The 26,971-nt window shown below is 69.7% G+C and carries 18 protein-coding genes; 11 read left to right on the top strand and 7 right to left on the bottom strand.

The window, feature by feature from the left end:
* Window positions 1–54: 54 nt before the first annotated feature.
* Genes recC through recD form a run of 3 tightly spaced genes read left to right on the top strand, consistent with a single transcriptional unit; the run spans window position 55 to window position 8,935 of the window.
* Window positions 55–3,399 carry an exodeoxyribonuclease V subunit gamma gene (recC, locus tag WIX41_RS08985; RefSeq protein ID WP_339446750.1) on the top strand — a complete coding sequence of 1,115 codons (3,345 nt, stop codon included), beginning with the start codon at window positions 55–57 and terminating at the stop codon, window positions 3,397–3,399.
* Window positions 3,396–7,040, top strand: a complete 3,645-nt coding sequence (locus tag WIX41_RS08980) for an exodeoxyribonuclease V subunit beta (RefSeq protein ID WP_339446748.1) — start codon at window positions 3,396–3,398, stop codon at window positions 7,038–7,040. The genes recC and WIX41_RS08980 overlap by 4 nt, the downstream gene beginning before the upstream one ends.
* Window positions 7,037–8,935 (top strand): exodeoxyribonuclease V subunit alpha, encoded by a 1,899-nt coding sequence (gene recD / locus WIX41_RS08975; RefSeq protein ID WP_339446746.1) that lies wholly within the window; start codon window positions 7,037–7,039, stop codon window positions 8,933–8,935. The genes WIX41_RS08980 and recD overlap by 4 nt, the downstream gene beginning before the upstream one ends.
* 13 nt (window positions 8,936–8,948) lie before the next feature.
* Here the strand turns inward: recD and WIX41_RS08970 are convergent, their stop codons facing one another.
* The 6 genes from WIX41_RS08970 to WIX41_RS08945 form a co-directional block, all read right to left on the bottom strand.
* Entirely contained in the window at window positions 8,949–9,344 is a 396-nt protein-coding gene (locus tag WIX41_RS08970; RefSeq protein WP_339446744.1) for a hypothetical protein, read from the bottom strand.
* Window positions 9,345–9,428: 84 nt separating this feature from the next.
* On the bottom strand, window positions 9,429–11,465 hold the full coding sequence (locus WIX41_RS08965; protein WP_339446742.1) for an FUSC family protein: 2,037 nt from the start codon (window positions 11,463–11,465) through the stop codon (window positions 9,429–9,431).
* 3 nt (window positions 11,466–11,468) lie between these two features.
* Window positions 11,469–12,983 carry an efflux transporter outer membrane subunit gene (locus WIX41_RS08960; protein ID WP_339446740.1) on the bottom strand — a complete coding sequence of 505 codons (1,515 nt, stop codon included), beginning with the start codon at window positions 12,981–12,983 and terminating at the stop codon, window positions 11,469–11,471.
* Window positions 12,980–13,888, bottom strand: coding sequence for an HlyD family secretion protein (locus tag WIX41_RS08955; RefSeq protein WP_339446738.1), 909 nt, complete (start codon window positions 13,886–13,888; stop codon window positions 12,980–12,982). Before WIX41_RS08955 ends, WIX41_RS08960 begins: the two co-directional genes overlap by 4 nt.
* On the bottom strand, window positions 13,885–14,094 hold the full coding sequence (locus WIX41_RS08950; RefSeq protein WP_339446736.1) for a DUF1656 domain-containing protein: 210 nt from the start codon (window positions 14,092–14,094) through the stop codon (window positions 13,885–13,887). Before WIX41_RS08950 ends, WIX41_RS08955 begins: the two co-directional genes overlap by 4 nt.
* A gap of 84 nt (window positions 14,095–14,178) precedes the next feature.
* Complete coding sequence (locus WIX41_RS08945) at window positions 14,179–14,634, bottom strand: MarR family winged helix-turn-helix transcriptional regulator (RefSeq protein WP_339446734.1); 456 nt, start codon at window positions 14,632–14,634, stop codon at window positions 14,179–14,181.
* Window positions 14,635–14,762: 128 nt separating this feature from the next.
* On the opposite strand from WIX41_RS08945, the gene folE reads away from it, so the two are divergent.
* The 4 genes from folE to WIX41_RS08925 all read left to right on the top strand — a co-directional run bounded on the left by folE (window position 14,763) and on the right by WIX41_RS08925 (window position 21,008).
* Window positions 14,763–15,365: a GTP cyclohydrolase I FolE gene (gene folE / locus WIX41_RS08940; RefSeq protein WP_339446732.1), complete on the top strand. Its 603-nt coding sequence runs from the start codon at window positions 14,763–14,765 to the stop codon at window positions 15,363–15,365.
* 94 nt (window positions 15,366–15,459) lie between these two features.
* A complete protein-coding gene (locus WIX41_RS08935) occupies window positions 15,460–16,929 on the top strand; it encodes a DUF3375 domain-containing protein (protein ID WP_339446730.1) in 1,470 nt (489 codons plus the stop codon).
* Window positions 16,916–17,617 carry a DUF4194 domain-containing protein gene (locus tag WIX41_RS08930; protein WP_339446728.1) on the top strand — a complete coding sequence of 234 codons (702 nt, stop codon included), beginning with the start codon at window positions 16,916–16,918 and terminating at the stop codon, window positions 17,615–17,617. Before WIX41_RS08935 ends, WIX41_RS08930 begins: the two co-directional genes overlap by 14 nt.
* Window positions 17,618–17,636: 19 nt before the next feature.
* The gene (locus WIX41_RS08925; protein ID WP_339446726.1) at window positions 17,637–21,008 is read left to right on the top strand and encodes an ATP-binding protein; all 3,372 of its coding nucleotides are present in this window, start codon (window positions 17,637–17,639) and stop codon (window positions 21,006–21,008) included.
* Window positions 21,009–21,044: 36 nt separating this feature from the next.
* Here the strand turns inward: WIX41_RS08925 and WIX41_RS08920 are convergent, their stop codons facing one another.
* Window positions 21,045–21,821 (bottom strand): sulfite exporter TauE/SafE family protein, encoded by a 777-nt coding sequence (locus WIX41_RS08920; RefSeq protein ID WP_339446724.1) that lies wholly within the window; start codon window positions 21,819–21,821, stop codon window positions 21,045–21,047.
* A 59-nt stretch (window positions 21,822–21,880) separates the two neighbouring features.
* Between WIX41_RS08920 and WIX41_RS08915 the strand changes: the two genes are divergently transcribed.
* The 4 genes from WIX41_RS08915 to WIX41_RS08900 all read left to right on the top strand — a co-directional run bounded on the left by WIX41_RS08915 (window position 21,881) and on the right by WIX41_RS08900 (window position 26,869).
* Window positions 21,881–22,270 (top strand): YchJ family metal-binding protein, encoded by a 390-nt coding sequence (locus WIX41_RS08915; RefSeq protein WP_339446722.1) that lies wholly within the window; start codon window positions 21,881–21,883, stop codon window positions 22,268–22,270.
* A 105-nt stretch (window positions 22,271–22,375) separates the two neighbouring features.
* Window positions 22,376–23,665, top strand: a complete 1,290-nt coding sequence (egtB, locus tag WIX41_RS08910; protein WP_339446720.1) for an ergothioneine biosynthesis protein EgtB — start codon at window positions 22,376–22,378, stop codon at window positions 23,663–23,665.
* A complete protein-coding gene (gene egtD, locus WIX41_RS08905; RefSeq protein WP_339446718.1) occupies window positions 23,662–24,636 on the top strand; it encodes an L-histidine N(alpha)-methyltransferase in 975 nt (324 codons plus the stop codon). The genes egtB and egtD overlap by 4 nt, the downstream gene beginning before the upstream one ends.
* 55 nt (window positions 24,637–24,691) lie before the next feature.
* Window positions 24,692–26,869, top strand: a complete 2,178-nt coding sequence (locus WIX41_RS08900) for a lytic murein transglycosylase (RefSeq protein ID WP_409187349.1) — start codon at window positions 24,692–24,694, stop codon at window positions 26,867–26,869.
* Window positions 26,870–26,971 lie beyond the last annotated feature (102 nt).

Below are 26,971 nucleotides of genomic sequence, written 5' to 3'. Positions count from 1 at the left end.
CGCTGCGTATCGGCGAGGGTCGAGATTGGCGCCGCGCTGCGGCACACTGCCGCGATGACCGACCCCGCTTCAGACTTCCGCCTGTACCACTCCAATTCGCTCGACGTGCTGGCCGCGCTGCTGGCCCGCACCCTGCGCGAACCGGTGGCCGGGCAGTCGATCCTGGAGCCGGACGTGGTGCTGATTCCCCAGGTGGCCATGCGCCGCTGGCTGCAGTCCACCCTGGCGGCGGAGTATGGCATTGCCGCCAACCTGGCCTTCCTGACCCCGGGCGAGTTCGTGGCGCGCGCGCTCAATGCCAATGTACCGGGCGAACATGACGACCTGACCGCCGCCGCGCTGCACTGGAAGCTGTACGCCGCGCTGACCGACCCGGTGCTGATGGCGCAGCCGCCGCTGCGCGCGCTGCAGGCCTACCTGTCCCAGCCCGATCCGCTCAAGCCGTGGGCGCTGGCTGCCGAGTTGGCCTCGGTGTTCGAGAAGTACCAGGCCTGGCGCCGCGACTGGCTGCTGCGCTGGGAGGCCGGTGCCGACCCGCTGGATCCCCAGGCGATCCTGTGGCGCCACATCGGCAGCGGCCACCAGTACCGCGCGCGGCGCATCCACTCCTATCTGGAGGGGTTCGAAGGCGCCGCCCGCCCGCTGCCGGCCGGGCTGCCGCCGCGGTTGTTCGCCTTCGCCACCTTGAACGTGTCGCCGGATGTGCTGCGCGTGGTGGCCACCCAGGCGCGGGTGGGCACGCTGCACTTCTACCTGCCCACCCCGACCCGCTCGTACTGGGGCGACCTGCAGACCCTGGGCGGGCGACTGCGCTCGGGCGCGGCCGATCCGTTCGGCAACGACAGCGACGAGAACCGCCTGCTGCAGGCCTGGGGCGCGGCCGGCCGCGACTTCATGGCGGTACTGGGCAGTTATGAGGTGGTGCATCCGTCTGGTGAGATCGCGGCCTACGACGATCCCGAAGACGATGCGCGCCCGGACATGGCGCATGGCGGCTTGTCCGACAGCCTGCTGCACCGGCTGCAGCGCGACCTGTTCCATCGCCGCGCGCAACCGGCCGGTGCGCTGCGCCCGGCCCTGCTGCGCAACGACCCCAGCCTGCAGGTGCATGCCTGCCACACCCGCCTGCGCGAACTGCAGGTGCTGCACGACCAGCTGCGCGCGCTGCTGCAGGACCCGCGCTTCGACCCGCCGCTGCAGGCGCGCGACATCGCGGTGCTGGCGCCGGACATCGACCCCTACGTGCCGTACCTGGAAGCGGTGTTCGGCGGCCGCAGCGGCGGCGAGGACCACATTCCCTATGCGTTGGCCGATACCAGCCCGCTGACCGGCGAACCGCTGGCCGATGTGTTCGTGCACCTGCTCGGCCTGCCGGTGTCGCGCTTTGGCCTCAATGAAGTGCTGGACCTGCTGGCCAGCGCGCCGCTGGCCGAAGCGGCCGGGCTGGACGCGGCTGCGTTCGACCGCCTGCACGACTGGCTGCAGGCCGCTGGCGCGCGCTGGGGCTTGAATGCGGCCCACCGCGCGCAGCACCAGGCACCGGACGATGACGCCTACACCTGGCAGTTCGCGCTGGACCGGCTGCTGCTCGGCCATGCCAGCGGCAGCGACGGCGACATTGCCGGGGTGGCGCCGTGGCCGGAGCTGGAAGGCAGCGCGCTGGACGCGCTGGACCGTCTGCTTGGGCTCATGCGGGTGCTGGCCCGCTACCAGCGCGGGCTGGGCGAGGCGCTGACCCCGGCGCAGTGGCGCCAACGCTTGCTGGCCATGCTGGATGCGCTGCTGCCCGACGCACCGGAAGCAGCCAGCAGCCAGCGCGCGCTGGAGCGGCTGCGCAAACTGATCAACGAATTCGCCCGCGACGCCGAACGCGCCGGGTTCGCCGGCACGGTGCCCCCGGACGTGGTGCGCGCGCATTTCGCCGGCGCGCTCAGCGAGGCCGATACCCGCGCACCGCTGCTCACCGGCGGCATCAGCTTCGGGCGGATGGTGCCCATGCGCCTGCTGCCGTTCCGGGTGATCTGCGTGCTGGGCCTGAACGATGGCGATTTCCCGCGCCGCGACCCGGCCGCCGGGCTCAACCAGCTCACCGCCGAACTGGGCACCGACAAGCGCCGACATGGCGACCGGTCGCTGCGCGAGGACGACCGCTTCCTGTTCCTGCAGTTGTTCGCGTCGGCGCAGGACGTGTTCTACCTGAGCTACCTGGGCGCCGATCCGCGCGATGGCAGCGTGCGCGAGCCGTCGGTGCTGGTCAGCGAACTGATCGACGCCGCTGCCGAATACCACCAGGACCCGCCAGCGGCCGTCGCACAGCTCACCGTGCGCCACTCGCTGCAGCCGTTCTCGCCGGCCGCCTTCGGTGGCGGCGATGAGCCCCGCCGTTTCAGCTACCGTCAACAGTGGCACCCGGCCGCAGGATCGCTGGGCAGCGTGCGCCGCGCGCCGCCGCCATGGTTCGAGCAGGCGCTGGCGCCGCTGGAGGATGCAGCGGCACCCGAACTGTCGCTGGATGCGCTGCGCCGGTTCCTGATCGATCCGGCCGGGCAGTTCCTGTCGCAGCGGCTGGGCCTGCGCCTGCCCGATGAGCTGACCACCGCCGACGACCTGGAACCGCTGGTGCTGGCCGGCCGCGGACTGGAACAGCGCCTGCTGCAGCACGCGGTGATCGAGGCGACCCTGCACGGCGATGACACGCCCTTGTATGCGCGCCTGCGCGCCCGCGCGCTGCTGCCGTCCGGCGCGCTGGGCGAACGCCAGTTCCAGGCGCTGCAGGCGCAGACCCGTCCCTACGCGCTGGCGCTTTCACAGTGGCGCGACGACAGCGTGGCCGATAGCCGCCGCTACGAGGTGGAGATCGACGGCGTGCGCCTGCACGGGCGGGTGGACGACATCCATCCGCAGGGCATCGTGCGCCTGCGCGCCGGCGGCTTGAACGGCCCGGCGGCGATCCGCCACGGGCTGGACTGGCTGCTGGCCAACGCCGCCGGTGACGCGTTGCCGCTGGTCGAGTTCCACGACGCCGGCGACGACGGGGTAGGGCCGCATGTGCTTCCGGCACTACCGGCGGCCGCTGCGCGGGTCGCCCTGCAGGCGCTGCTGCAGCTGCGTCGCGAAGGCATGCGCGCGCCGCTGCAGTACGGGCCGTACACGGCCTGGGCGCTATATCGCACCCCGGCCGCCAAGCGCGAGGGTGAGGGCTGGGCGCAATGGCACGGCGGCGACCGGCGCTGGGGCGAAGCCAGCGGCGATGCGGTGCAGCTGGCCTTGCGCGGCCGCGATCCCTTCGCCACCCCGGACAGCTACCAGCAGTTGCTGCATACCAGCTTCGTGGTGTTCAGCGCGGTGCGCGAGGGCCGGGTGTTCCAAGGCTTCAGCGACGAAGGAGCGGCGGCATGAGCGACCTTGCGTTGCACGACGACCCGTACCTGTCGCTGCCGCTGGAGGGGGTGCGCCTGATCGAGGCCAGCGCCGGCACCGGCAAGACCTTCACCCTGGCTACGCTGTTCACCCGGCTGGTGGTGGAGCAGGGCTACCGGATCGGCCAGATCCTGGCGGTGACCTTCACCGACGCGGCCACCCAGGAGCTGCGCAAGCGCATCCGCGAGCGCCTGGCGCTGGCCGCGCAGCTGCTGGCGCGCGCGCCAGCAGCCGACGAAGCGCCCGAAGTGCAGCTCACCCGCTACCTGCTGCAGCGCGAGTTGGCGCTGGGCCGGGAGACGCCCGCCGCGCTGGCGCAGCGGCTGCAGACCGCCGCTGATGAGATCGACCTGGCCTCGATCTTCACCATCCACGGCTTCTGCACCCGCGTGCTGCGCGAGCACGCACTGGAAAGCGGGCACACCTTCGACCCGCCAACCCTGCTGCCCAGCGAACGCGAACTGCACGACCAGCTGGCCGCCGACCTGTGGCGCGTGCATGCCAACGACCCGGCCACGGTGGACGCGCTGACCCGGCTGTGGACGGCGCCCGACGCGCTGGCGCGCGACCTGTCGGCGCTGATCAAGCCGTTGCCGCTGCTGCCCGCGCTGCCGCAGCAGCGCCTGGATGACCCCAGTGCCGCCCTGCAGGTGGCCGCCGAAGCGCTCGCCATCGCGATCGACGCGCACGTCGACGCCGCCCAGGCCAGCATCGCGAGCGCCTTCGAACGCAAAATCTTCGACGGCCGGCGTGCGCGCCGCCCCAGCTTCGACAAGGCCTTTGCCGACCTGCGAGCCGGTCGCACCGCCCTTGCCTGGCCACGTGGTGCCACCTCGCACCTGGGCAAGCTGCTGCCGGTGGCGCTGCTCGGCTTCTGCAAGGACGACCAGCAGGGCCATTGCCCGGCCTCGCCACTGTTCGATGCGCTGCAGACCTGGTGGCACGCCGCCGACGCCTGCGACCAGTGGCTTCGCCAGCAGGCGCTGGTGCTGCTGCACGACCTGCGCGGACAGGCCCGTGCGCGGCTGGAGGAACTCAAGCGGGTCGGCCGCGTGCAGACCTACGACGATCTGATCGACGGGGTGGCCGCCGCACTGGAAGGCCCGCACCGCGCGGCGCTGGTGCAGCAGCTGCGCGCGCAGTACCGCATTGCGCTGGTGGACGAATTCCAGGATACCGACGACCGCCAGTGGAGCATCTTCCAGCGCGTGTTCGGCGACTCGTCCGAGACCCGCGAGGCCGGGCTGGCGCCGGCGCTGTTCCTGATCGGCGACCCCAAGCAGGCCATCTACGGCTTCCGCGGTGGCGACATCCATACCTACCTCAAGGCCAAACGCGAGGCGGTGGCCGCGCCCGCGTTGAACCGCAACTTCCGCTCGCGCCCCGGCGTGCTGCGCGCGCTGCAGGCGTTGTACGCCGCCGCCGGCGAACGCGCGTTCCTGGAAGCGGACATCGCCTTCGAACCGGTGCTGCCGGGCAGCACCCGCAGCGATGCCGACTTCCTGCGCGATGGCGAACCTGCGCCGGGCCTGACCCTGCGCCTGCTGCGCAGCGACGACGGTGCCGACCTCAAGGCCGATCCGTCGCGCCAGCAGGCCACCGATGCCTGTGTGGCCGCCATCCACCAGGTGTTGCTGGACGGCCGCGAAGGTCGTGCGCTGCTGCGCGGCCAGCCGGTGCAGCCCGGCGATATCGCCGTACTGGTGCGCCGCCACCACGAAGCCACCCGCATCCAGCGCGCGTTGAGCGCGGTAGGTATTCCGGCGGTCGCGGCGGGCAAGCAGAGCCTGTACGCCACCGCCGAAGCGCGCGAACTGCGGGTGCTGCTGCTGGCGCTGCTGCAGCCGGCCGACGAAGGCCGCCTGCGCGCGGCGCTGTCGATGGTGTTGCTGGGCGAGAACGCCGCCTCCATCGATGCGATGGAGCGCGACGGCGACCCGCAGCGCGCGTTCCAGACCCGGTTGCTGCTGTGGCGCGAGCGCTGGCTGCGCGGTGGCCCGTTCGCGGTCATCGCCGACCTGTGCGCCGAACATGCCGAGCGCCTGTTGGGCCTGCTCGATGGCGAACGCCGGCTCACCAATTACCTGCAGCTGGGCGAGCTGCTGCAGGCCGCCGGCCAGGCACTGGGCATGCACGGCCTGCTGGACTGGCTGCAGGTGCAGATGGCGCATGCCGACCAGGACGACGAACAGCAGCTGCTGCGGCTGGAATCGGATGCGCGCCGGGTGCAGATCATCACCCTGCACAAGAGCAAGGGCCTGGAATATCCGCTGGTGTTCCTGCCGTTCGTGGGCATCGACAGTGGCGGTGGCAACACCGATTCCCATTGCACCGTGTATGCCGAGGGTGGCCGCGAGCTGCACTGGAAGCTGGACAGGGACGAGGCGTGGAGCGCTGCCAGCGACAGCAGCGTGCAGGAACAGCGTGCCGAAGATGCACGCCTGCTCTATGTGGGCCTGACCCGCGCCGAACATGCGTTGTGGATCGCGGCGGGCGACCTGGCCGGGCTGGCGAAAACCCGGCTGGCGCCGATGCTGTCCGATCTGGAGGTGCTGCGCGCGCACCCGGACATCGCCGTCATCGAAGGCCCGGTGGAGCCGCGACCAGCGCAGTTGCCGCTGCAGCGCGAAGGCGACCTGCCACCGGTCCGCGCGATTACCCGCCGCGTGCCGCACGACTGGTGGGTCTACAGCTTCACCCAGCTGGCCCACGCCGATGCCGGCCACGACACCGACGCGGTGGCCACCGAAGCGCCGGCCCCGGCCGCCGACGAACCGGCGGGTCCGGAACTACCGCTGGACGTGGAACCGCCGGTGCCCGGCGAACCGCAGCCGGAAATCGATCCGCGCTTCATGGGCAGTCGCTTCGGCAACGTATTGCACGATGCGCTGGAGAACACCGATTTCGCGCGGTGGGCGCAGTGGCATGCCGGTGAGCCGGCGCCGGGCGACGAAGCCGACGTGCTGCGCGAATCGCTGCGCAACGAAGGCTATGCCGATGCCGATCTGGACGATGGCGTGGCGGTGCTGGTGCCACTGGTCGGCCAGACCCTGACCGTGCAGCTGCCCGAAGGTGGCGCGCTGCACAGCCTGCCGGTGCAGGACCGCCGGGCCGAAATCGAGTTCCACTTCGCCATGCAGCCCACGGCGGTGCCAGCGCTGCTGCAGCTGCTGCACCACCACGGCCTGGTGCCGGACCGCCGCGGCTTCGGCACGCGCCGCCAGCTGGAAGGCCTGATGACCGGCAAGATCGATCTCACCTACGTACGCGATGGCCGCTGGTACGTGCTCGACTACAAATCCAACCGGCTGCCGGGGTACGACGCCGCACGGCTGGCCGCAGCCATGCAGCACAGCGAGTACGACCTGCAGGCGCTGATCTACACCGTGGCGCTGCACCGCTGGCTGCGTTTCCGGCTGGGCAGCCATTACGAACAGGCACGCGACCTGGGCGGGATCCGTTATCTGTTCTGCCGGGGGCTGGAGGCCGGGCGTGCCGATGCCCCCGGCGTGCATGCGCAGCGCTTCGACCCGGCGCTGGTGGATGCGCTGGATGCGCTGTTCGCCGGTGGCCCGCAGGCACACGCTGCGCTGGCAGCCCGCGCGCGGGGTGAAGCATGAGCCTGCTTGCCGCACTATTGCAGCAGGGCACCCTGCGCACGCTGGACCACGCGTTGGCGCAGAGCCTGCGCCGGCTGCAGCCGGACACCCCCGATGCTGTGCTGGCGGCGGCGGCACTTGCCTCGCTGGCGGTCGCGCAAGGCCACGCGGGGCTGGACCCGCAACAGCCGCAGCGGCTGGTCGATGCAGCGCTCGACTGGCCTGCGCCGGCGGCGTGGCTGGCGCAGCTGCAGGCCTCGCCGTGGGTGGCCTCGCCCGACAGCGATGCCGGGTTGGCCGCCGATGCCCCCTTGGTACTGGAACACGGCCTGCTGTACCTGCGCCGTTACCGCGAATACGAACGCCGCCTCGCACTGGGCCTGCAGCGCATCGCCGCGCAGCCGCTGCCGGCGCACGACCCTGCCGCGCTTTCCAGCCTGTTCGCGCAGCTGTTCCCGCAGGCACTGGACGGCATCGACCACCAGGCGCGCGCCGCCGCCGTCGCGCTGCGCCACCCGCTGGTGCTGGTCACCGGTGGTCCCGGCACCGGCAAGACCACCACCATCGCGCGCCTGCTGGTGCTGCTGGCCGCGCAGGCGCAGCAGGCCGGCGCCGCGCTGCCGCGGGTGGCACTGGCTGCACCGACCGGCCGCGCCGCCGAGCGCATGGCCGACAGCCTGCGCCAGGCCCTGCAGCGGCTGCGCCTGGTCGGGGTGGCGGCCGAGCTGGCCGAGGCCATGCCGACCACCGGCGCCACCCTGCACCGGCTGCTGGGCGTGATTCCCGATTCGCCGCGCTTCCGCCACCACGCCGACAACCCGCTGCCGTACGACATCGTGGTGGTCGACGAGGCCTCGATGATCGACCTGCCGCTGATGACCAAGCTGGTCGAAGCGGTGGCCAGCGGCACCCGGCTGGTGCTGCTGGGCGACCCGGACCAGCTGCCATCGGTGGAAGCCGGCGATGTGCTCAGTGCGATCCTGCAGGCCAGCGGCGATGGCCTGGGTACGCAGGCCGATGACGCCGCCGCGCTGCGTCCGCTGCTGGCCGCCCCGGCGCTGTTGCCGATGGCACCGCCACGGGCCTTCGCCGGCCGCCGCGTGCAGTTGCAGCGCGGCTACCGGCAGAGCGATGCGCTGGACCTGGCCCCGCTGGCGCGCGCCGTGCGCGAAGGCGACAGCGACACCGCGCTGCAGCTGCTGCGTGCCGGCACGCTGGCGGGCGTGGCGTTCCATGAAGACCAGATCGATCCGCTGCTGCAGCACCGGCAGACCCTGCTGGCGCATTGGCGCGGGTTGGGCGAGGCCGACGATCCGGTGCAGGCGCTGGCGCAGGCTGGCCGGCTGCGCCTGCTCACCGCGCTGCGCGAAGGCCCACAGGGTGCGCGCGGGCTCAACGAGCGGATCGAAGCGGCGTTGGCCGGCAGTGCACGGCCGGGCAGTGGCCCGCGCTACTTCCATGGTCGGCTGCTGCTGATCACCGAGAACAGCTACCGGCACCGCCTGTTCAATGGCGATATCGGGCTGTGCCTGCGCAGCCGCGAAGGCGCGGTGCTGGCGTGGTTCCCCGGCGACAGCCCGGAGCAGCCGCGCGCGTTCCACCCGGCGGCGTTGCCCGCGCACGAAAGCGCGTTCGCCATGACCGTGCACAAGGCGCAGGGCTCGGAGTTCGATGAGGCCTGGCTGCAGCTGCCACGGCGCGACAACCGGGTGCTGTCGCGCGAGCTGGTGTACACCGGCATGACCCGCGCGCGGCAGGCGCTGCATGTACTGGGCAGTGCGGAGGTGGTGCAGGCCGCGTTGGCGCGGCATGCCAGCCGGTTGTCCGGGCTGGCGCAGCGTCTGGGCGCCGGGCCTGCTCTGGTAGAGCCGGGCCTTGCCCGGCTGCACCAGCCAACCCAGGGCCAGCTGTTCTAACGCCGGGCCTGGCTTATTCCGGAATCAGCACGGTGCCGTCGGGATACACGATCGCACCGTCGCCGCTGACATCGAAGAAGCCGATCTGGTGCTTGTTGGCCAGGACCTGTACCACCTCATGGGCGTCTTCGGCCACGTCGTCGTCGAACGAGGCATAGATCACATGGGTGCCGATGCTGTAGTCGGTCACCTGCGGGCGGTCATCCTCGTCATCGGACAGCGGGCCGTCCATCGGCGGGAAGTCTTCGGCAAGTTCGGTGAAGAATGCCTGCAGCGCCGGCACCGAGACGGCTGCGTCGTCGTACTCGTGCTTCTCGTTCCATTCGGTCTGCGCGTCGTACCACTGCAGGAACGCCTCGACTTCGCGCGGCGCCACGGCCGGGTCGAACACCATCACGTCGTAACTCATTGGGGATTACCTTGTTCCATGCGCAAATGCATGCGGCAGGATACCGCCCCGGCGCGCGCCCGACCGGACGCGCCTGTCCGTGGTTCATCCGGCCACGGCCGCCACCGGCGCCGGTTCGATCACCGCCGCGTCCGGGAACAGCGCATAACGCAGGCCCAGCACGCCCATCAGCGCCTCGTCACGTGCCTTGCCGGCGTCCACCGTCTGCACCCGCTTGAGCGAGGCCTCCAGCTTGGCCTGCAGGGCCGCCGGCGCAGGCTGCGGCCGGCGCAGCGCCACCTGGGCGCGGTAATGCGCGGCCACGTCGTCCAGGATCGCCTCGATGGCCTGCATGCTTGCTGCCGGCAGTCCGTGCCGCGCGCGGCGCAGCTGCAGGATGTTCAGGCCGATGCGGGCCTCGGTCAGCATGTCCACCGAGGCGATGTCGCTGCCTTCGGGGGTGGCGGCCAGGCGCGGGGCGAGCAGGCCCAGCAGGTCCAGCATGCGCGCGGCGAACTGCTGGCGGTCCTGCTGGCCGCGGCCTTCGGCGGCCTCGGCCAGCGTGCTCCAGCCTTGGCGCACCAGTCGCCGGGCAGTCCACTCGGCGCCTACCGAGCGGAACAGCCGGGTCATCACCACCGCAAAGCCGATGCCGATGAACATCGCCACCGCCGAATTGATGAAGCTCTGGATGTTGGCGCTGTAGGTGTTCTGCACGTTCAGCAGCGCCACCAGGTTGACCGTCAGCGGCAACCCGATCAGCGCGGTCTTGGGCTGGTGCAGCAGCAGCCCCAGCGGCAGGAAGATCACCGCCAGCACCAGCGCCAGGCTGCCGAAGTCGTGCACGGCGGGGAACACCCCGAACAGGTACACGCCGGCTACCAGGCTGGCCACGATGGCCCACAGCAGGAACTGCAGCATGCTGGGTGCGGGGTCGTCCTGCGCGGCGAAGAACGCGGCGGCCACCGCGGCCATCATCGCGCCGTTGCCACCGCCTTCCCAGCCCAGCCCGATCCACAGCGCGCAGTAGGTCATCAGCGCCACCCCGGCACTGGCCGCCGAAAACAGCGCCATGCCGTAGTCCACGTGGCGCGCGGCGCCCACGCGCTTGGCGCGCACCCGGTAGTGGGCGGTATCGCGCGGCGCGCTGCCGTGTTCAATCGCGTCCTGCAACGTGGCGCAGTCCTGCCACAGGTCCACCAGCTCCTCCAGGCGCAGCAGCAGGGTGACCAGCAGCAGGTGGTCCAGTTCGCCATCCACCGCCGGCTTCAGCGCCAGGACGCGTTCGCGCAGGGCGGCGTACTCGCTGGCGGTGGCATCGCCCGGCCGCTCCAGCCAGTGCGCGATGTCGTTGACCAGTGGCTCCAGCCCCGGCGGCAGTGCGCGGCCGCCGGCGCGCAGCGCACCCAGCCTATCGGCAATGGAAGACAGCACCGGCAGCATCAGCAGCATGCGCTCGCGCAGGCGTTCCATCGACACCGCCGCGCCGGCATGGCGCGGGTCATCGCGGCGCAGGAACGCGATCAACGCCTCGAACTGCACCAGGTCGGCGGCCAGTCGGTTGCGCGGGCCATGCGCCTGGCCGCGCAGCAGGATCTGCCGGCACCACTGCGCCGCATCGCCCATCCAGCTGTCGATCCGCGCGCGCAGCATCGGCCGCGCCGAGGTCGGGAAGAACAGCGAGGCGAACAGCACCGCCACCACCGTGCCCAGGATGATCTCTTCGCTGCGCGCCACCACCGTGTCGAAGATGGTGTCCGGCGAGGTCACGGCGGGGAAACCGATGAAGGCGGTGGTGTAGCCGGCCAGCAGGAACGCGTAACCGCGTGGGCCACGGTTGAGCAGGGCAACGAACAGGCACGCCGACAGCCACAGCGACATCGCCGCGCTCAGCAGCAGCGGGGTTTCCACCAGGTGCGGCAGCATCCACAGCGTGGCCGCACCGGCAATGAGCGTGCCGACGATGCGGTACACGCCCTTGGCCCGGGTCGGGCCCAGCATCGGCTGGGTGACGATGTACACGGTGGCCATCGCCCAGTACGGGCGCGACAGGTTGCCGGCCAGGCCGATGTAGAGCGCGGCGAGTGCGGCCAGGAAGGTTTTGACCGAGAACAGCCAGGCTTGGCGGTCTAGCAGCAGCATGGGTTAGTCCTGCCGATTGACCGCATGCCGACTAACAGTCGGCGCTACCGGCGATGCCGTCGGTGGTACCGGGGCGTGGGCCACGGCGTCGGCGTTCCAGCCGCCGCCCAGGACCAGGAACAGCTGGATCTGGTCGCGCGAGACCTGCGCCTGCTGCTGCGCGAGCGTGGCATCGGCCGCGACCAGGGTGCGGTCCGCGTCCAGGCTGGACAGGTACGGGGTGCGTCCGCCCTGGTACAGCCGGCGGTTCTGCTCGGCGGCCAGCGCGGCCTGTGCCTGTGCCTGCTGCAGCGACTGCAGGCGTTGCAGGTCGTGCGCGTAGCGGCTGAGCGCGGTCTGGGTTTCGCGCAGTGCCTGCAGCACGCTGTGGTCGAACTCGGCCAGCGCCGCATCGGCCCCGGCTTCGGTGGCGTGGATGCGCGCGTGGGTCCCCGAGGACGGCAGCGTCCAGGAAATCAGCGGGCCGAACGACCACTGCTGGGTCAGCGGCTCGCCGAAATCGGCCAGCAGGCCGGCCGCGCCGAGCGAAGCGCCCAGGCGGATATCCGGATAGAGCTCGGCGGTGGCCACGCCGATCCGCGCGGTGGCGGCAGCCAGCCTGCGTTCGGCCTGGCGGATGTCGGGGCGGCGTTGCAGCAGCGCGCGGCCATCGCCCACCGGCAGTGGCTGGGACAGGGTCGGGGCGTGCTCGCACGCGTCCACACCCTCCGGCAGCTGGCCCGGGGTGCGGCCGAGCAGGGCGGCCAGCTGGTATTCGGAGGCCTGGCGCTGCGCCTGCAGCGGCGGCAGTGCGGCTTCCAGCATCGCCACCTGGGCATTGGCGCGGGCCAGTTCCGGCGGCGTGCCGCGCCCGGCGCTGATCAGGCGCTGGGTCACTTCGCGGCTGCGCTGCTGCAGCTGCAGGGAATGTTCGGCCACGTGTAGTTCGTGGTTGGCGTGGCAGATCTCCACGTAGTTGCCGGCCACCTGGGCCACCAGCGAAACCCGCGCCAGGTCCATCGCGGCGGCAACCGCCTGCTCATCGGCACGTGCGGCCTCGGAGGCACGCTTGAGCTTGCCGAACAGGTCGAACTGGTAGGACACCGCGAACGTGCCGTCGGCCAGGTTGATCGGCGGCAGCTCGTGCTCAAGCAGGAACGATTCGGCCGACAGCTGCGCGCGGCTCACCCCGGCGTCGGCTTCGTATTCGAAGCCGCCGGCATCCAGCGCCTGCTCGTACACGGCAGCGGCGCGGCGCAGGTTGGCATCGGCCACCTTCAGTTCCACGTTGTCGCGCAGCGCCTGTTCCACCAGGCCGTTGAGCGTGGCGTCCTGGTACAGCTCCCACCAGCGTGCCGGCAGCTCGGCGCCGGGCGCTACCTGCGGGTTGGCGGTATCGATGAAGGCCGCATTGGCGGCCGGGCGCTGGAACGCCGCACCGGCCGGTACCGCGTAATCGGGACCGACCGTGCGGCATGCGGCCAGGCTGCCGGTCAGGGCCAGCGCGAAGGCGATGCGGTGCAGGGCCGGGCGGTTCACAGGGCCGCCCGTGCCGGTTGCGCCGGCGTGGGGGTGGCGGTGTCCGGCTCGATGGTCACCGTGGCGGTGCGCCCGGCGATCAGGTTAACGCCGGGGGGCACGCTGTCGATATGGATGCGCACCGGGATGCGCTGGGCCAGCCGCACCCAATCGAAGGCCGGAGTTACATTCGGCAGCAGGCTGGAGCCTTCGCTGCGGTAACGGTCCTCGATGCCGGCGGCGATGCTCTGCACATGGCCCTGCAGCGGCTGCCCCTCGCCCATCAGGCGGATGTCGACCTTCTGCCCGGCATGCACGCCGCGCAGGCGGGTTTCCTCGAAATAGCCGTCCACCCGGAGCGAGCCGGTATCCAGTACCGCCATCACCGGGCGGCCGGCGGTGACGTAGTCGCCGGCGCGCACGGTGCGGTCGTTGACGTGGCCGTCGCTGGGGCTGCGCACTTCGGTGCGGGCCAGGTTGAGCTTGGCCAGGTCCACCGCGGCCTGTGCGGTGGCGGTGGACGCCTGCGCGGCCTGCAGCTTGGCGCGGCGCACTTCAGCGTCCTCGGCGGCGACCAGGTCCTGCAGGCTGCGGTCGCGCGCGATCTCGCGGCGCAGCTGCTCCAGCGTGGCGCGGCGTTCGCCGAGGGTGGCCTGGGCCTGTTCCAGCGCGATCTGGTAGCGCGCACGGTCGACCACGAACAGCACCTCGCCACGCTTCACCGGCTGGTTGTCGGCCACCTTCACCGCTTCCACCAGCCCGGACACGTCCGGGGCAACCTGGACCACGTCGGCGCTGACGTGTGCATCGCGGGTCCATGGCTCATCCATGTAGTACGACCACAGGTGGCGCAGCACCAGCAGGGCGGCAATGACGGCAACGGCGGTCAGGACGACCGGGAAGGTGTGCTTGAGGATCTTGTTCACGATTGCATCCAACGCATCAGGGAAAACAACCCGCCGAGCACGATCACGTACACGGCCAGGTTGAACAGGGCGGGGTGCCAGATGTGGCGGTAGGCGTCGGTGCGCTGCAGGGCCAGGCGCAGCCCGCTCTTGAGCAGGTAGGCCAGCAGCATCAGCCCGAGCAGGGTCGGGACGAACACACCATAGAGACTGAATTCACCGTACATCGGGGCAGGAAGTTCGCAGGAAAGCGGAAAGGGGAAGGCCGCGGCGTCGCAGGACAACACCGGGAGGTAGGGCAGGGCAGCGGCTTACGTCACGCGGTCGGACGCATCGGCCAGCAGCTTCCACAGCTTCAGCACGGTGCGTAGTTCTTCGGTGGTCAGCTCGCCGAACACGTCCTGGCGCAGGCCGATCAGCTGGCTTTCCAGCTCGCTCACCAGCGCTTGGCCCTTGTCGGTCAGCCACAGCAGGTTGGCGCGGCGGTCGCTGGCATCGCATTCGCGGCGGACCAGTTCACTCGCAGACAGCTTGTCCAGCAGGCGCACCAGCGAGGGGCCTTCCATGCCCAGTTGCTGGGCCAGGGTGACCTGGCGGATGCCGCCGCCAGCGCGGCCGATCAGCAGCAGCGGCATGGTGCAGGCCGCCGAGATGCCATAGCTGCCCAGGGCCTGGTCGGCCAGGCGCTGCCATTGCCGCCCTGAGTGGAGCAGGCCGGAACTGAGCTGCATCTGCAGCAGGGTGCGTTCGTCGAGGGAGCGTTTCATGGCAGATAGATAGGATACTACTAATTTCATTCCTATCAATACCCCCGACCCAACCGCAGCCCAACGCCGGGCGACGCCCGGGGGGTCTGTCGGGTACGATGCTCGCCCCCCTTCGGGTGCTGTATGTAATGAGCAAACAAGACAACGACGTGACCCCGGTGACCCAGGACGAGGCCGAATCGGCCGTGCGCACCCTGCTGCGCTGGGCCGGTGAAGATCCCACCCGTGAAGGGCTGCTGGACACCCCGCGGCGCGTCGTCGAAGCGTATGGCGACTGGTTCAGCGGCTACCGCGACGACCCGCGCGCCTACATGGAACGTACCTTTGAAGAGGTCGCCGGCTACGACGAGCTGATCGTGCTGCGCGACATCGAGTACGAAAGCCACTGCGAACACCACATGGCGCCGATCATCGGCCGCGTCCACGTCGGCTACCTGCCGGCCGGCAAAGTGGTGGGCATCAGCAAGCTGGCCCGCGTGGTGGAGGCCTATGCGCGCCGCTTCCAGGTCCAGGAAAAGATGACCGCGCAGATCGCCCAGTGCATCCAAGACGTGCTGCAGCCGATCGGCGTGGGCGTGGTGGTGGAAGGTGCGCACGAGTGCATGACCACCCGCGGCATCCACAAGCGCGGCGTGAGCATGGTCACCTCCAAGATGCTGGGCAGCTTCCGCGAAGACGCCCGCACCCGGGCCGAGTTCCTGCGCTTCATTGAAGTGGGCGGCAAGCGCTGAGACCCTCGCGCGCCCGGCAAGACCTTGCCGGGCCGATGCCCCTCCCGTTGCGCGGCGCCTGGCCGCGCGGCGTCTATCCGGATGTCCTGGCTGCATGAAGCACCGCGAACGCATCACCCGTTACCGCACCCTGCGCGAACAGCCCCAGTGGAAGCTGCTGGCCGCTGCCAATGCCCCGGAGATCATCGGCCTGCTGCAGAGCCTGCTGATGGACGGCGAGCGCACCCTGCCGGCGGCAGCGCTGCACGAACGGCTGCAGCGGGCCCTTGACCAGCTCAACGGCGAAGAGCTGTCGCGCGAGCTGCCGCGCACCGCCCAGGCCTACATCGCCCATTGGCTGGCGCAGGGCTGGCTGGAACGGCGCCTGCCCGAGGGCGCCGACCAGGAGCAGTACGAGCTGTCCACCCAGGCACTGCAGGCGATCCGTTTCGCCGACAGCCTGGAGCAGAGCCGCGTGGCGGCCACCGAAAGCCGGTTGGCGCTGGTCATCGAGCAGCTCTCGCAGCTGGCCGCGCAGACTGAATCCGACCCGGACGCACGCCTGTCGGCGCTGCGCGACGAGCGCGACCGCATCGATGCGGAGATCGCGCGGGTCGGCGCCGGACGCGTGGCGACCCTGGATGGCAAGCGCGCGCTGGAACGGGCGCGCCAGATCATCGGTCTGGCCGACGATCTCACTGAAGACTTCCGCCGCGTTCGCGATGACTTCGAGCGCCTGAACCGCGAGTTCCGCGAACGCATCATCGACGACGAGAGCGAGCGCGGTGACGTCCTGTCCCGGCTGTTCGAAGGCGTCGACGTGATCGGCGACAGCGACGCCGGGCGCAGCTTCCAGGCCTTCTGGCGGCTGCTCAACGATGCCGAACAGAGCGCCCAGCTGGATGCGGCGCTGGAGACCGTGCTTGCACGCGGCTTCGCCCGGAAGCTTGATCGCGACGAGCGCGCCTTCCTGCGCGGCTTCACCGGCACCATGCTCGACCGTGGCGGCCAGGTCCACGACGTACTGCAGCATTTCGCCCGCAGCCTGCGCGGCTTCGTGCAGAGCCGTGGCTACCTGGAACAGCGCCGGCTCAACCAGCTGCTCAAGCAGGCGCAATCCGAAGCGCTGGCGCTGCGTGATGAATTCACCGCCCAGCGCCCCATCGGCCGTGACCTCCAGCTGACCACCAGCCGCCTGCGTTCGTGGTCGCAGTGGAAACTGCATGACCCGCGCAGCGCCCATGTCGATGGCAGCGTGCAGCGCAACGATGCCGCCAGCATTTCGCTGGAAAGTGTCGGCGACCTGGTGGCCTCGTCGGAGATCGACTTCCGCACGCTGCGCCGCGACCTGCACGACCTGCTGGCCATCCAGCCGAAGCTGAGCATCGCCCAGGCCCTGTCACAGCGCGACGCGCCGCAGGGGTTGGGCAGCGTGATCGGCTACCTGTCGCTGGGCACCCGCCACGGCACCGTGGTTGAGGGTGAGCAGGAAACCGCGCATTGGCGCGGCGGCGATGGACAGTGGCGGCGGGCCCGTATCCCGTTGGTTTGGTTCACCCAGGAGAAACGCCATGAGCTGGCATGAAGATTCCAACGACGCCGCCCTCATCGACGGTGCCGCACACGACCTCGACGCAGAGCCGGTGGTGGTGACGCCGCTGCCGCGGCGGAACAACGACGTCTACTACCTGGGCGACACCGGCCGCCTGCCGCTGGATGGGCGCCGCGCGCTGTGCCAGCTGCTGATCGGCCCCAGCATCGACCAGCTGCGCCACCCCAAGCTGTGGCCAGCATTGATCCGCAGTGAAGCGGCCATCCGCTCGTCGCTGGCCGACCTGTTCCTGGAACTGGTGCTGGACCGCGACAGTGGCGTGGCCTTCACCCGCCAGGCCGACACCGAAGACGTTGAAGCGCCGGTGCTGCTGCGCAGCTCGCCATTGACCTTCATCGACTCGGTGCTGCTGCTGTACCTGCGCCAGCAGCTGGCCGAAGCCGACGCGCGTGGCAATCGCGCCGTCGTGGCCGACACCGAGATGGCCGAAGCCCTGGCGATCTACGAGAAGAACCTTTCCACCGACCGCGCCGGGTTCAACCGTCGCGTGGCGTCAGCCGTGCAGAAGATGAAAGAGAACCACATCCTGACCCGCCTGGCAGGCCAGGAAGACCGGCATGAAGTGTCGCCGGCGCTGAAGCTGCTGTTCTCCGCCGAAGACGTGTCCGCGCTCTCGTCGGTTTACCGCCAGTTGCGCGAAACCCCAGCCGCCAAAGCCTGAACGGAACGACCGATAACGCATGGCCATCTCCAAGAACACTCCTGCCCTGTTCACCGAAGGGCTGCCGGATCCGCGCCAGCAGCAGTTCCGCATGCGCCGCCTGCAGGTCCACAACTGGGGCACCTTCAACGGCCTGACCGAGGTTCCGATCGCCGAGCGCGGCTTCCTGTTCGTCGGCCGTTCCGGCTCAGGCAAGTCGACCCTGCTCGATGCCATGTCGGCGATGCTGGTGCCGCCGTCGATCGTCGACTTCAATGCGGCAGCGCGTGAAGCCGAACGCAGCGGCCGCGACCGCAACCTGGTGTCGTACGTGCGTGGCGCGTGGGCCGACCAGCAGGACCGTGGCACGGGCGAGATCGCCACCCAGTACCTGCGCAAGGGCGCCACCTGGACCGCCGTGGTGCTGGAGTACCGCGCCGGCGATGGTCGTGTGGTCAGCCTTGTAAGGCTGTTCTGGATCGCCGGCAACGGCGCGGCCGCCGCCGACGTTCGCAAGCACTACCTGATTGCCGAACGCCCCTTCGATATCGCCAAGGACCTGGGCGGCTTCGATCTGGACCTGCGCAAGCTCAAGCAGCGCCTGGGCGATGTCCACCATTTCGACAGCTTCACCGGCTATGCCGAGCGTTTCCGCCATCTGCTGGGGATCGACAATGAAATGGCACTGCGGCTGCTGCACAAGACGCAGTCGGCCAAGAACCTGGGCGACCTGAACGTCTTCCTGCGCGATTTCATGCTGGATACACCGCGTACCTTCGACGCCGCCGAGCGGCTGGTCAGCGATTTCGCCGAACTGGATGGCGCGCACAAGTCGGTGGTCACCGCCCGGTTGCAGGTGGAAACCCTGCTGCCGGCGCGTGCGCTGCATGTCGAACTGAAGGCGATGAACCTGCAGCGTGCCGACGAGGAGACGCTGAAGCTTGGCCTGGACAGCTTCCGCGAGTCCCGACTGCAGCAGCTGCTGGAAAAGCGTCTGCAGGAAATCGATGTGCGCCACCGTGGGCTGCAGGGCGAGGAAACCCAGCGCCGCCAGGCCCTGGGCAACCATGAGGAGCACCTGGCCGAACTCGAGCTGCAGCGTCGCCAGCAGGGCGGCGAGCGCATCGAAGAACTCGAACGCGAACAGGGCCGGGCCCAGGCCGAACAGGATCGCCGGCAGTCCAAGCGCGAACAGGCCCGCCAGGCTGCAGGCAAGCTGCAGAACGAGCTCCCCGATGACGCCCATGCATTCGCTGCGCTGATTGCCCGCGCACAGGGCGAACTCGACAATCGCCAGCAGGCCGCCGCAGCGCTGGATGACGCCATCTCCGAGCGCCAGGCCGGCAAGCAGGACGATACCCGCCGTTTCACCGATGTCCGCGCGGAACTGGAGGCCATGGAGCGCAACCCCTCCAGCATTCCCGCGCCGCTGCAGAAGCTGCGCAGCCGTATCTCCGAAGAGACCGGCGTGCCCGAGGCCGCACTGCCCTTCGTGGGCGAGCTGATCCAGGTTCACGAGGACCAGAGTGCCTGGCAGGGGGCGATCGAGCGCGTGCTGTTCGGCTTCGCACAGTCGCTGCTGGTCGAAGACAAGCACTACAACGAGATCAACGCCTGGGTGAATCGCACCCAGCTTGGCATGCGCCTGACCTACTACCGGGTCCGCCGCAACGACGATGCGATCGCACGCTCGCCGTCCGCGCGCTCGCTGCTGCACAAGCTGGAGCTTCGCGACAGCGTGTTCGAGCCATGGCTGCGCCGCGAGCTGGGCAAGCGCTTCGACTATGAGTGCGTCGATGCCAAGCAGCTGCGCGACGTCGAACGCGGCATTTCGCGCGAAGGCCAGGTCAAGCATCCCGGCGACCGGTTCGAGAAGGATGACCGCAGCGCGATCGGCGATCGCCGCCGCTGGCTGCTGGGCTTCAACAACCAGGAAAAGCTGGCGCTGTACCGCCGCGAAGCGCAGGAACTGGCGCAGCGCATTGCCGCCTGCGACGAGGATGTCGTACGCCTGCGCGGCCAGCGTGACCTCGACAACGAGCGTCGGATGGCCTGCCACCAGCTGGTGAACGTGGTGTGGGAGGAGGTGGATGTCGCCACCGCGCACCAGCGCCTGCAGGACATCGAAACCGCACTGCGTGAGCTGCGCGAAGGCAATACCGACCTGGCCCGCCTGGCCCAGCAGATCGACCTGGCCCGCGCGGACATCGTGCAGGCGCGCCGCACCTACGAAGACACCCGGGTCGAGCTCATCCAGCTCTCGCGCGAGCGCGACAAGCTCGACGCCCAGCGCCAGCGCAGCCGCGCCCTGGTGCTGCCGGCGCTGGGCGCCACCCAGGAGGCCGGGCTGAAGAAGCGCCTGGATATCCTGGGCGGGCTCAGCCTGGAAACGCTGGAAGCGCACATGCGCGAGATCAGCAAGAGCATCAACGAAAGCCTGGCCTCGTCCCAGCAGGACGTGCACCGGGTCGAGACCCAGCTGGTGGGCTGCTTCCGCCGCTTCGCGCAGGCGTGGCCGGAGGAGTCCGGTGATTTCACCGCCTCGGTGTCTTCCGCGGACGATTTCCTGGCCCGTCTGGCGCGGCTGGAACGCGATGGCCTGCCGCAGCACGAGGAGCGCTTCTTCGACCTGCTGCAGAACCAGAGCAAGAACAACCTGTTGGCGTTGCAGCGGCACAGCGCCGAAGCGCGCAAGTCGATTGGCCAGCGGCTCGATGAAGTCAATGCGTCGCTTGAGCAGGTGCCCTTCAATCGCGGCACCCTGCTGACCATCGAGCTCAGCGACAGGCGCCTGCCGGAAGTGCTCGAATTCCACCAGCACCTGCGCGAAGTGCTGTCCCACCACCAGACCGAAGAACGCGACGTCGCCGAGACCCAGTTTGCCGTGCTGCGCGAGCTGGTCAAGCGGCTGGGTTCGCAGGAAGGCGAGGACAAGCGCTGGCGCGAGAACGTGCTGGACGTGCGCCTGCATGTGGAGTTCATCGGCGTGGAACTGGACGCCGCCACCCGCCAGCAGGTCGAGATCTACCGCAGCGGCGCCGGCAAGTCCGGCGGCCAGCGGCAGAAGCTGGCCACCACGTGCCTGGCGGCGGCGCTGCGCTACCAGCTCGGCGGTGCCGACAGCCAGCTGCCCAGCTATGCCGCCGTAGTGCTGGACGAAGCGTTCGACAAGGCCGACAACGAGTTCACCGCCCTGGCGATGAACATCTTCGAGAACTTCGGTTTCCAGATGGTGGTGGCCACCCCGCTGAAATCGGTGATGACGCTCGAGCCCTTCATCGGCGGTGCCTGTTTCGTCGAGATCAGTGGCCGCCACGACTCCGGTGTGCTGTTGATCGAGTACGACGACGCCGGCAAGCGCCTCAAACTGCCCGAGCGCACCCGCGCCGTTGCCGGGCAGGCCGAAGACTGACCTGGCGGGAAGGCATGCGGGGAGGGGGCATGTCGCCTAGCCGGCGAACGTGTCCCAGCCCATCCGGGCGATCAGCACCACCACCAGGCCCACAAACAGCTTGCGGATGAACGGCGTGCCGCCGCGCAGCGCCAGCCGGGTGCCCACCACCGAGCCGACGATGTTGGCCATGGCCATCGGCACCGCGAACAGCCACAGGATGTTGCCGGTCGGCACGAAGAACGAGATCGCGGCCACGTTGGTGGCCAGGTTGACCACCTTCGAGGCGGCCGAGGCACGCAGGAAATCCAGCCCGAAGAAGCGTACGAACAGGAAGATCAGGAAGCTGCCGGTGCCCGGCCCGAAGAAGCCATCGTAGAAGCCGATCACCGCGCCGATCGCCAGCGCCGTGGCCAGCTCCTTGCGGCCGATCTCGCGCGGCCGGTGCAGCGCACCGAAATCCTTCTTCCACAGCGTGTAGCCCAGCATCGCCACCAGCAGCACCAGCACCAGCGGGCGCACCGCATCCTTGGGCAGCAGGCTGACCGCCGTGGCCCCGGCGAACGAGAACACGAAGGCGGTGGCCGCCGCGAACAGTACTGGCCGCCACGGGAAGCGTATGTTGCGCGCGTAGCGGAACGCCGCCGCGCCGGTGCCGAACATCGAACTGAACTTGTTGGTACCAAACAGCATCGCCGGGGTGTGCTGCGGCAGCACCGTGAACAGCCCGGGCAACTGCACCAGCCCACCGCCACCCACGGCGGCATCGACCAGGCCGGCGATGAAGGCGATCGCCACCAACCACAACAGTTCAGGGGGAACCAGCTCGAACACGGCAGCGCATCACGGCGGAAAGCGCGCCAGCATACGCCTCCTCGCGGCACAATACGCCCATGACCCTTGTCGATCCCTGTCCCTGCGGCCGCCCCGTGGCCTACCCCGCCTGCTGCGGCCGCTTCCACGCCGGTGAGGCCGCGCCCGATGCCGAGGCGTTGATGCGCTCGCGCTACAGCGCCTATGTGAAGCAGCTGCCGGCGTACCTGCTGGCCAGCTGGCACCCCGATACCCGCCCCGACACTCTGTCGCTGGACGAGCCGGCCGGCCAACGCACGCGTTGGCTGGGGCTGACCGTGCATGCGCACACGCAGTCCGATGCCGACCATGCCCAGGTCCGCTTCACGGCCCGCTACCGGATCGGCGGCGGCAGTGCAGTGAAGATGCAGGAACACAGCCGCTTCGTCTGCCAGGACGGGCGCTGGTTCTATCTGGACGCGCTGCCCTGACAACAGGCAGCGACGCGGCCGCTGCCCATTCAACTTCAGTCGCGTAACACGATGTGCGCCGGACCATGACGTGGCGCTCACCCGCGCTCCGTGATCCTTCCTGCGATGAACGCCGTCGCTGCCCCACCCCGAACCGCTGCCGCCGTTACTGCGCTGGCAGCCCGTTACGCCAAGGTACGCGCCCGCAGCGTGGCCCTGGCCGCACCGCTCAGCGCCGAAGATGCAATGGTGCAGAGCATGCCCGATGCCAGCCCGACCAAATGGCACCTGGCTCACACCACGTGGTTCTTTGAACGTTTCGTGCTGGCTACCCAGCCGGACTACGCACCGTTCAACGCCGATTGGCATTACCTGTTCAACAGCTACTACCAGAGCATCGGCCCGGCCCATGCGCGGCCGCAGCGCGGCCTGCTGTCACGGCCGTCACTGGACGACGTGCTGCGGTTCCGCAGCCTGGTCGACCAGCGCGTGCTGGCGGCGCTGCAGGCGAATGCACTGGATGAACAGGCCACCCGGCAGCTGATGCTGGGCCTGCACCACGAACAGCAGCACCAGGAGCTGCTGCTCACCGACATCAAGCACGCGCTGTGGAGCAACCCGCTGCAGCCGGCCTACCGCGATGACCTGCCGGGCAGCACCGGCACCGCCTCGCCGCTGGCGTGGATCCACAGCCCCGAACAGATCGTGGAGATCGGCGCGCCCGCCTGGCCGGCGCATGCCGCCTTCGCCTATGACAACGAATCGCCGGTGCACCGTGTGCTGGTGCCCGCCCATGCGCTGGCCAACCGCCCGGTCAGCAACGCCGAGTTCCGCCGCTTCGTCGAAGCCGGTGGCTATCGCGAGCCCGCCCATTGGATGAGCGAGGGCTGGAGTCTGCGCCAACAGGAACACTGGCAGCACCCGCTGTATTGGGATGACGCGCTGGCACGCGAGTTCACCCTGGCGGGCTGGCGCGCGCTAGACCCCGATGCACCGGTCTGCCACCTCAGCTACTTCGAAGCCGACGCCTACGCCCGTTGGGCCGGTGCGCGCCTGCCCACCGAATTCGAATGGGAAGCGGCCGCCGCCGGGCAGGCGCCGCAGGGCAACTTCGCCGACAGCGGGCGCCTGCATCCGGCCGCCCCGGCCGCCGCCAGCCTGCAGGACCGCCACCTGCAGCTGTTCGGCGATGTCTGGGAATGGACCAGTAGCGCTTATGGCGCCTATCCCGGCTTCCGCACGTTCGAGGGCAACCTCGGCGAATACAACGGCAAGTTCATGTGCGGGCAGTGGGTGCTGCGCGGCGGCAGCTGCGCTACCCCGGCCGACCACATCCGTCCCAGTTACCGCAATTTCTTCGCACCGTCGGCGCGTTGGCAGTTCGCCGGCCTGCGCCTGGCCAAGGATGCCGCATGAGTACCGTCAGTGATGCCCTGGACGCGTTGACCGACCTGCAGCCCGACCGCGCGCGGATCACCGCCGACATCCTGCACGGCTTGTCGCAGCACCCGCGCCAGTTGCCCTCCAAGTATTTCTACGACGCGCGCGGTTCGCAGCTGTTCGAACAGATCACCCGCCAGCCCGAGTACTACCCCACGCGCACCGAATTGAAGCTGCTGCAGCAGGTCTGCGCCGACATCGCCCGCGCCGTCGGGCCGCACCTGCATGTGGTCGAACTGGGCAGCGGCAGTGGCCGCAAGACCGAACTGCTGCTGCACGGGCTGGTCGATCCGGTGGCCTACACCCCGATCGAGATCTCGCGCGCGGCGCTGCTCGACAGCGTGGCACGACTGGCTGAGGCGCTGCCGGAGATCGAGATGCTGCCGGTCTGCGCCGACTTCACCCGCTCCGTGGCGCTACCCGAACCGCAGCGCGAACCGGCGCGCCGGCTGCTGTTCTTCCCCGGCTCCACGCTCGGCAACTTCGCCCACGACGACGCGGTGGCGCTGCTCGACGCCATGCGACAGACCATGGGCCCCACCGGCCTGGCCCTGATCGGCATCGACCTGCACAAGGATCCGGCCCTGATCGAAGCGGCGTACAACGATGCAGCCGGAGTCACCGCCGCGTTCACCCTCAACCTGCTGCGCCGGCTCAACCGCGAGATCGGCAGCGACTTCGACCTGGACGGCTTCGCGCACCGCGCCCGCTACAGCGTGCCGCGCCTGCGCATTGAAACCGAGCTGGTCAGCCGTTGCGCGCAGCGGGTGCACGTGGCCGGCCGCGCGTTCGATTTCGCCGACGGTGAAGCCATGACGGTGGAATACAGCCACAAGTACACCGACGCCTCGTTCGCCGCACTGATCGCCGAGGCCGGCCTGCGCGTGCGCATGCAGTGGAATGCCGATGCCCCGGCATTCGGTCTGCGGTTGCTGGAACGGGCCTGAACCACGTGGCTTGCCGCTATGATGCGGTAGTACCTGGCAGCAGGGATTCACGCCAATGAAGTTCACCCCCGTCGGCTTGCTGGGCGTGCTGTGCCTGGCCAGCGCCACGGTCGCCGCCGCGCCGCAGGACGATTTCGACCGCTGCCTGGCCACCTTGCAGCCGCAGGCGCTCAAGCAGGGCGTCAGCGCGGCCGGTTTCACCCGGCTCACCGCCGGGCTCACCCCGGACCTGAGCGTGCTGCCGCTGCTGGATGCGCAGCCGGAGTTCACCACGCCGCTGTGGGATTACCTGGCCGCCCTGGTCGATACCCAACGGGTCGACGACGGCCGCGCACGCCTGGCCCAGCACCGCGAGCTGCTTGCCACCCTCTCGGCGCAGTACGGCGTCGATCCGGCCACCATCGTCGCGGTCTGGGGCGTGGAGAGTGATTACGGCCGCGTGTTCGGCAAGCGCCCGTTGCTGCAGTCGCTGGCGACGCTGTCGTGCAACGGGCGCCGCCAGCCATTCTTCCGTGGCGAGCTGCTGGCATTGCTCAAGCTGCTGGATGCGGGCGATCTGAGCGCCGATGGCCTGACCGGCTCCTGGGCCGGCGCGTTCGGCCACACCCAGTTTATGCCTTCCACCTATGCCCGCATCGCCGTGGACGGCGATGGCGATGGCCGCCGCGACCTGGTGGCCAGCATCCCCGACGCGCTGGCCTCCACCGCCAACTACCTCAAGCAGGCCGGCTGGCGTACCGGTCAGCCATGGGGCATCGAAGTGAAGATTCCCGCGGGCTTCAACGCCAGTCTGGCCGGCCGCACCCAGCGCAAGCCGCTGGCAGCCTGGCGCGTGCTGGGCATTGCCCCGGTTGCCGGCGGCGCGCTTGCGCCTTCCGGCCTGCCTGACGACGCCAACGCGGCGCTGCTGCTGCCTACCGGCGCCAAGGGCCCGGCCTGGCTGGTGTTCCGCAACTACGACGCGATCTACGCCTACAACGCCGCCGAGAGCTATGCCCTGGCCATTGCCACCCTGGCCGACCGCCTGCGCGGCGGGCCCGGCATCGTGGCGGCGTGGCCCACCGACGATCCCGGCATTGGCCGCACCGAACGGCGCGAGCTGCAGACCCTGCTGCTGGCACGAGGCCACGATATCGGTGCCGCCGATGGCATGGTCGGCACTGCCACGCGGCGTGCCATCCAGACCGAACAGCAGGCGCTGGGCTGGCCCAATCCGGACGGCCGCGCCGGCCAACGCATCCTCACCGCGCTGCGCAGCGCACCCCCTCTACCCAAGCCCACTACCGCCATGCCCGACAGCACCGCGTTCTCCCTGCCGCCCAACCACGTCCGCCTCGTGCAGTCGCCGGCCGTTCCCGACGCCGCCCTGCCCAAGCTCGAGGGCCTGAGCATTGTCGACATCCAGGGCTTCCCGGCCTGGAAGGTGGAAACCCCGCTGGCCACTGCCGCGATTTCCGTGTTTGGCGGGCAGCTGCTGTCCTTCATTCCCAGGGGCGGCCAGGACGTGCTGTGGCTGTCGCCCACCGCGCAGGCGCTGCCCACCCCCATCCGCGGCGGCAGCCCGGTGTGCTGGCCGTACTTCGGCAAACAGGGGCAGGGCAGTGACGTGCCCTCGCATGGCTTCGTGCGCAACGTGCCGTGGACCCTGCAGAGCGCGCAGCGCGAAGCCGATGGCACCGTGGTGCTGACCCTCGCCCCGCCGGCGCTGGACACCCTCGACCTGCGCCTGAGCATGCAGCTGCGGATCGGCCGCACCCTCGAACAGCGCCTGGTCACCGACAACACCGGCCGCCAGCCGGTCACCTTCACCCAGGCCCTGCACAACTACTTCAAGGTCAGCGACGCCATGCAGGTCAGCGTGTCCGGGCTGGATGGCCTGACCTACCTGGACAAGTTCGAGAACTACGCCACCCCGCGCACCCAACAGGGCGACTGGTCGCTCAACGATCCGCGTGACCCCGGCCGCAGCGACCGTATCTATACCCAGGCTGGTGGCCGCTACGTGCTGAAGGACCCGGGGCTGAAGCGCAGCATCGAGATCACCACCCAGGGCAGCCGCTCGCTGGTGGCCTGGAACCCCGGCGAAGCGGGCGCGGCGAAGATGGCTGACGTCGGCGCCGGCTGGAAAGACTACGTCTGCCTGGAGGCGGCCAACGCCGGCCCGGATGTAGTCACCCTGGCTCCCGGCGCCCGCCACGTGCTGCAGCAGACGCTGTCAGTAAAGCCCCTGTAACTCCGGGGGCGCGGCGTGGCCGACGGATCGGGTTGGCCCCGGTTGGGCGCTCGGCCCCGGTAGTGCCGGCCGTTGGCCGGCTCCACGTACAGCCGGCAACAA

This window comes from Stenotrophomonas sp. AB1(2024) (assembly GCF_037482345.1).
In the GTDB taxonomy this organism is placed as follows: Bacteria; Pseudomonadota; Gammaproteobacteria; order Xanthomonadales; family Xanthomonadaceae; genus Stenotrophomonas.
The sequence above is the reverse complement of the archived record's forward strand: the minus strand, read 5'-3'. Positions and strand labels throughout refer to the sequence as shown.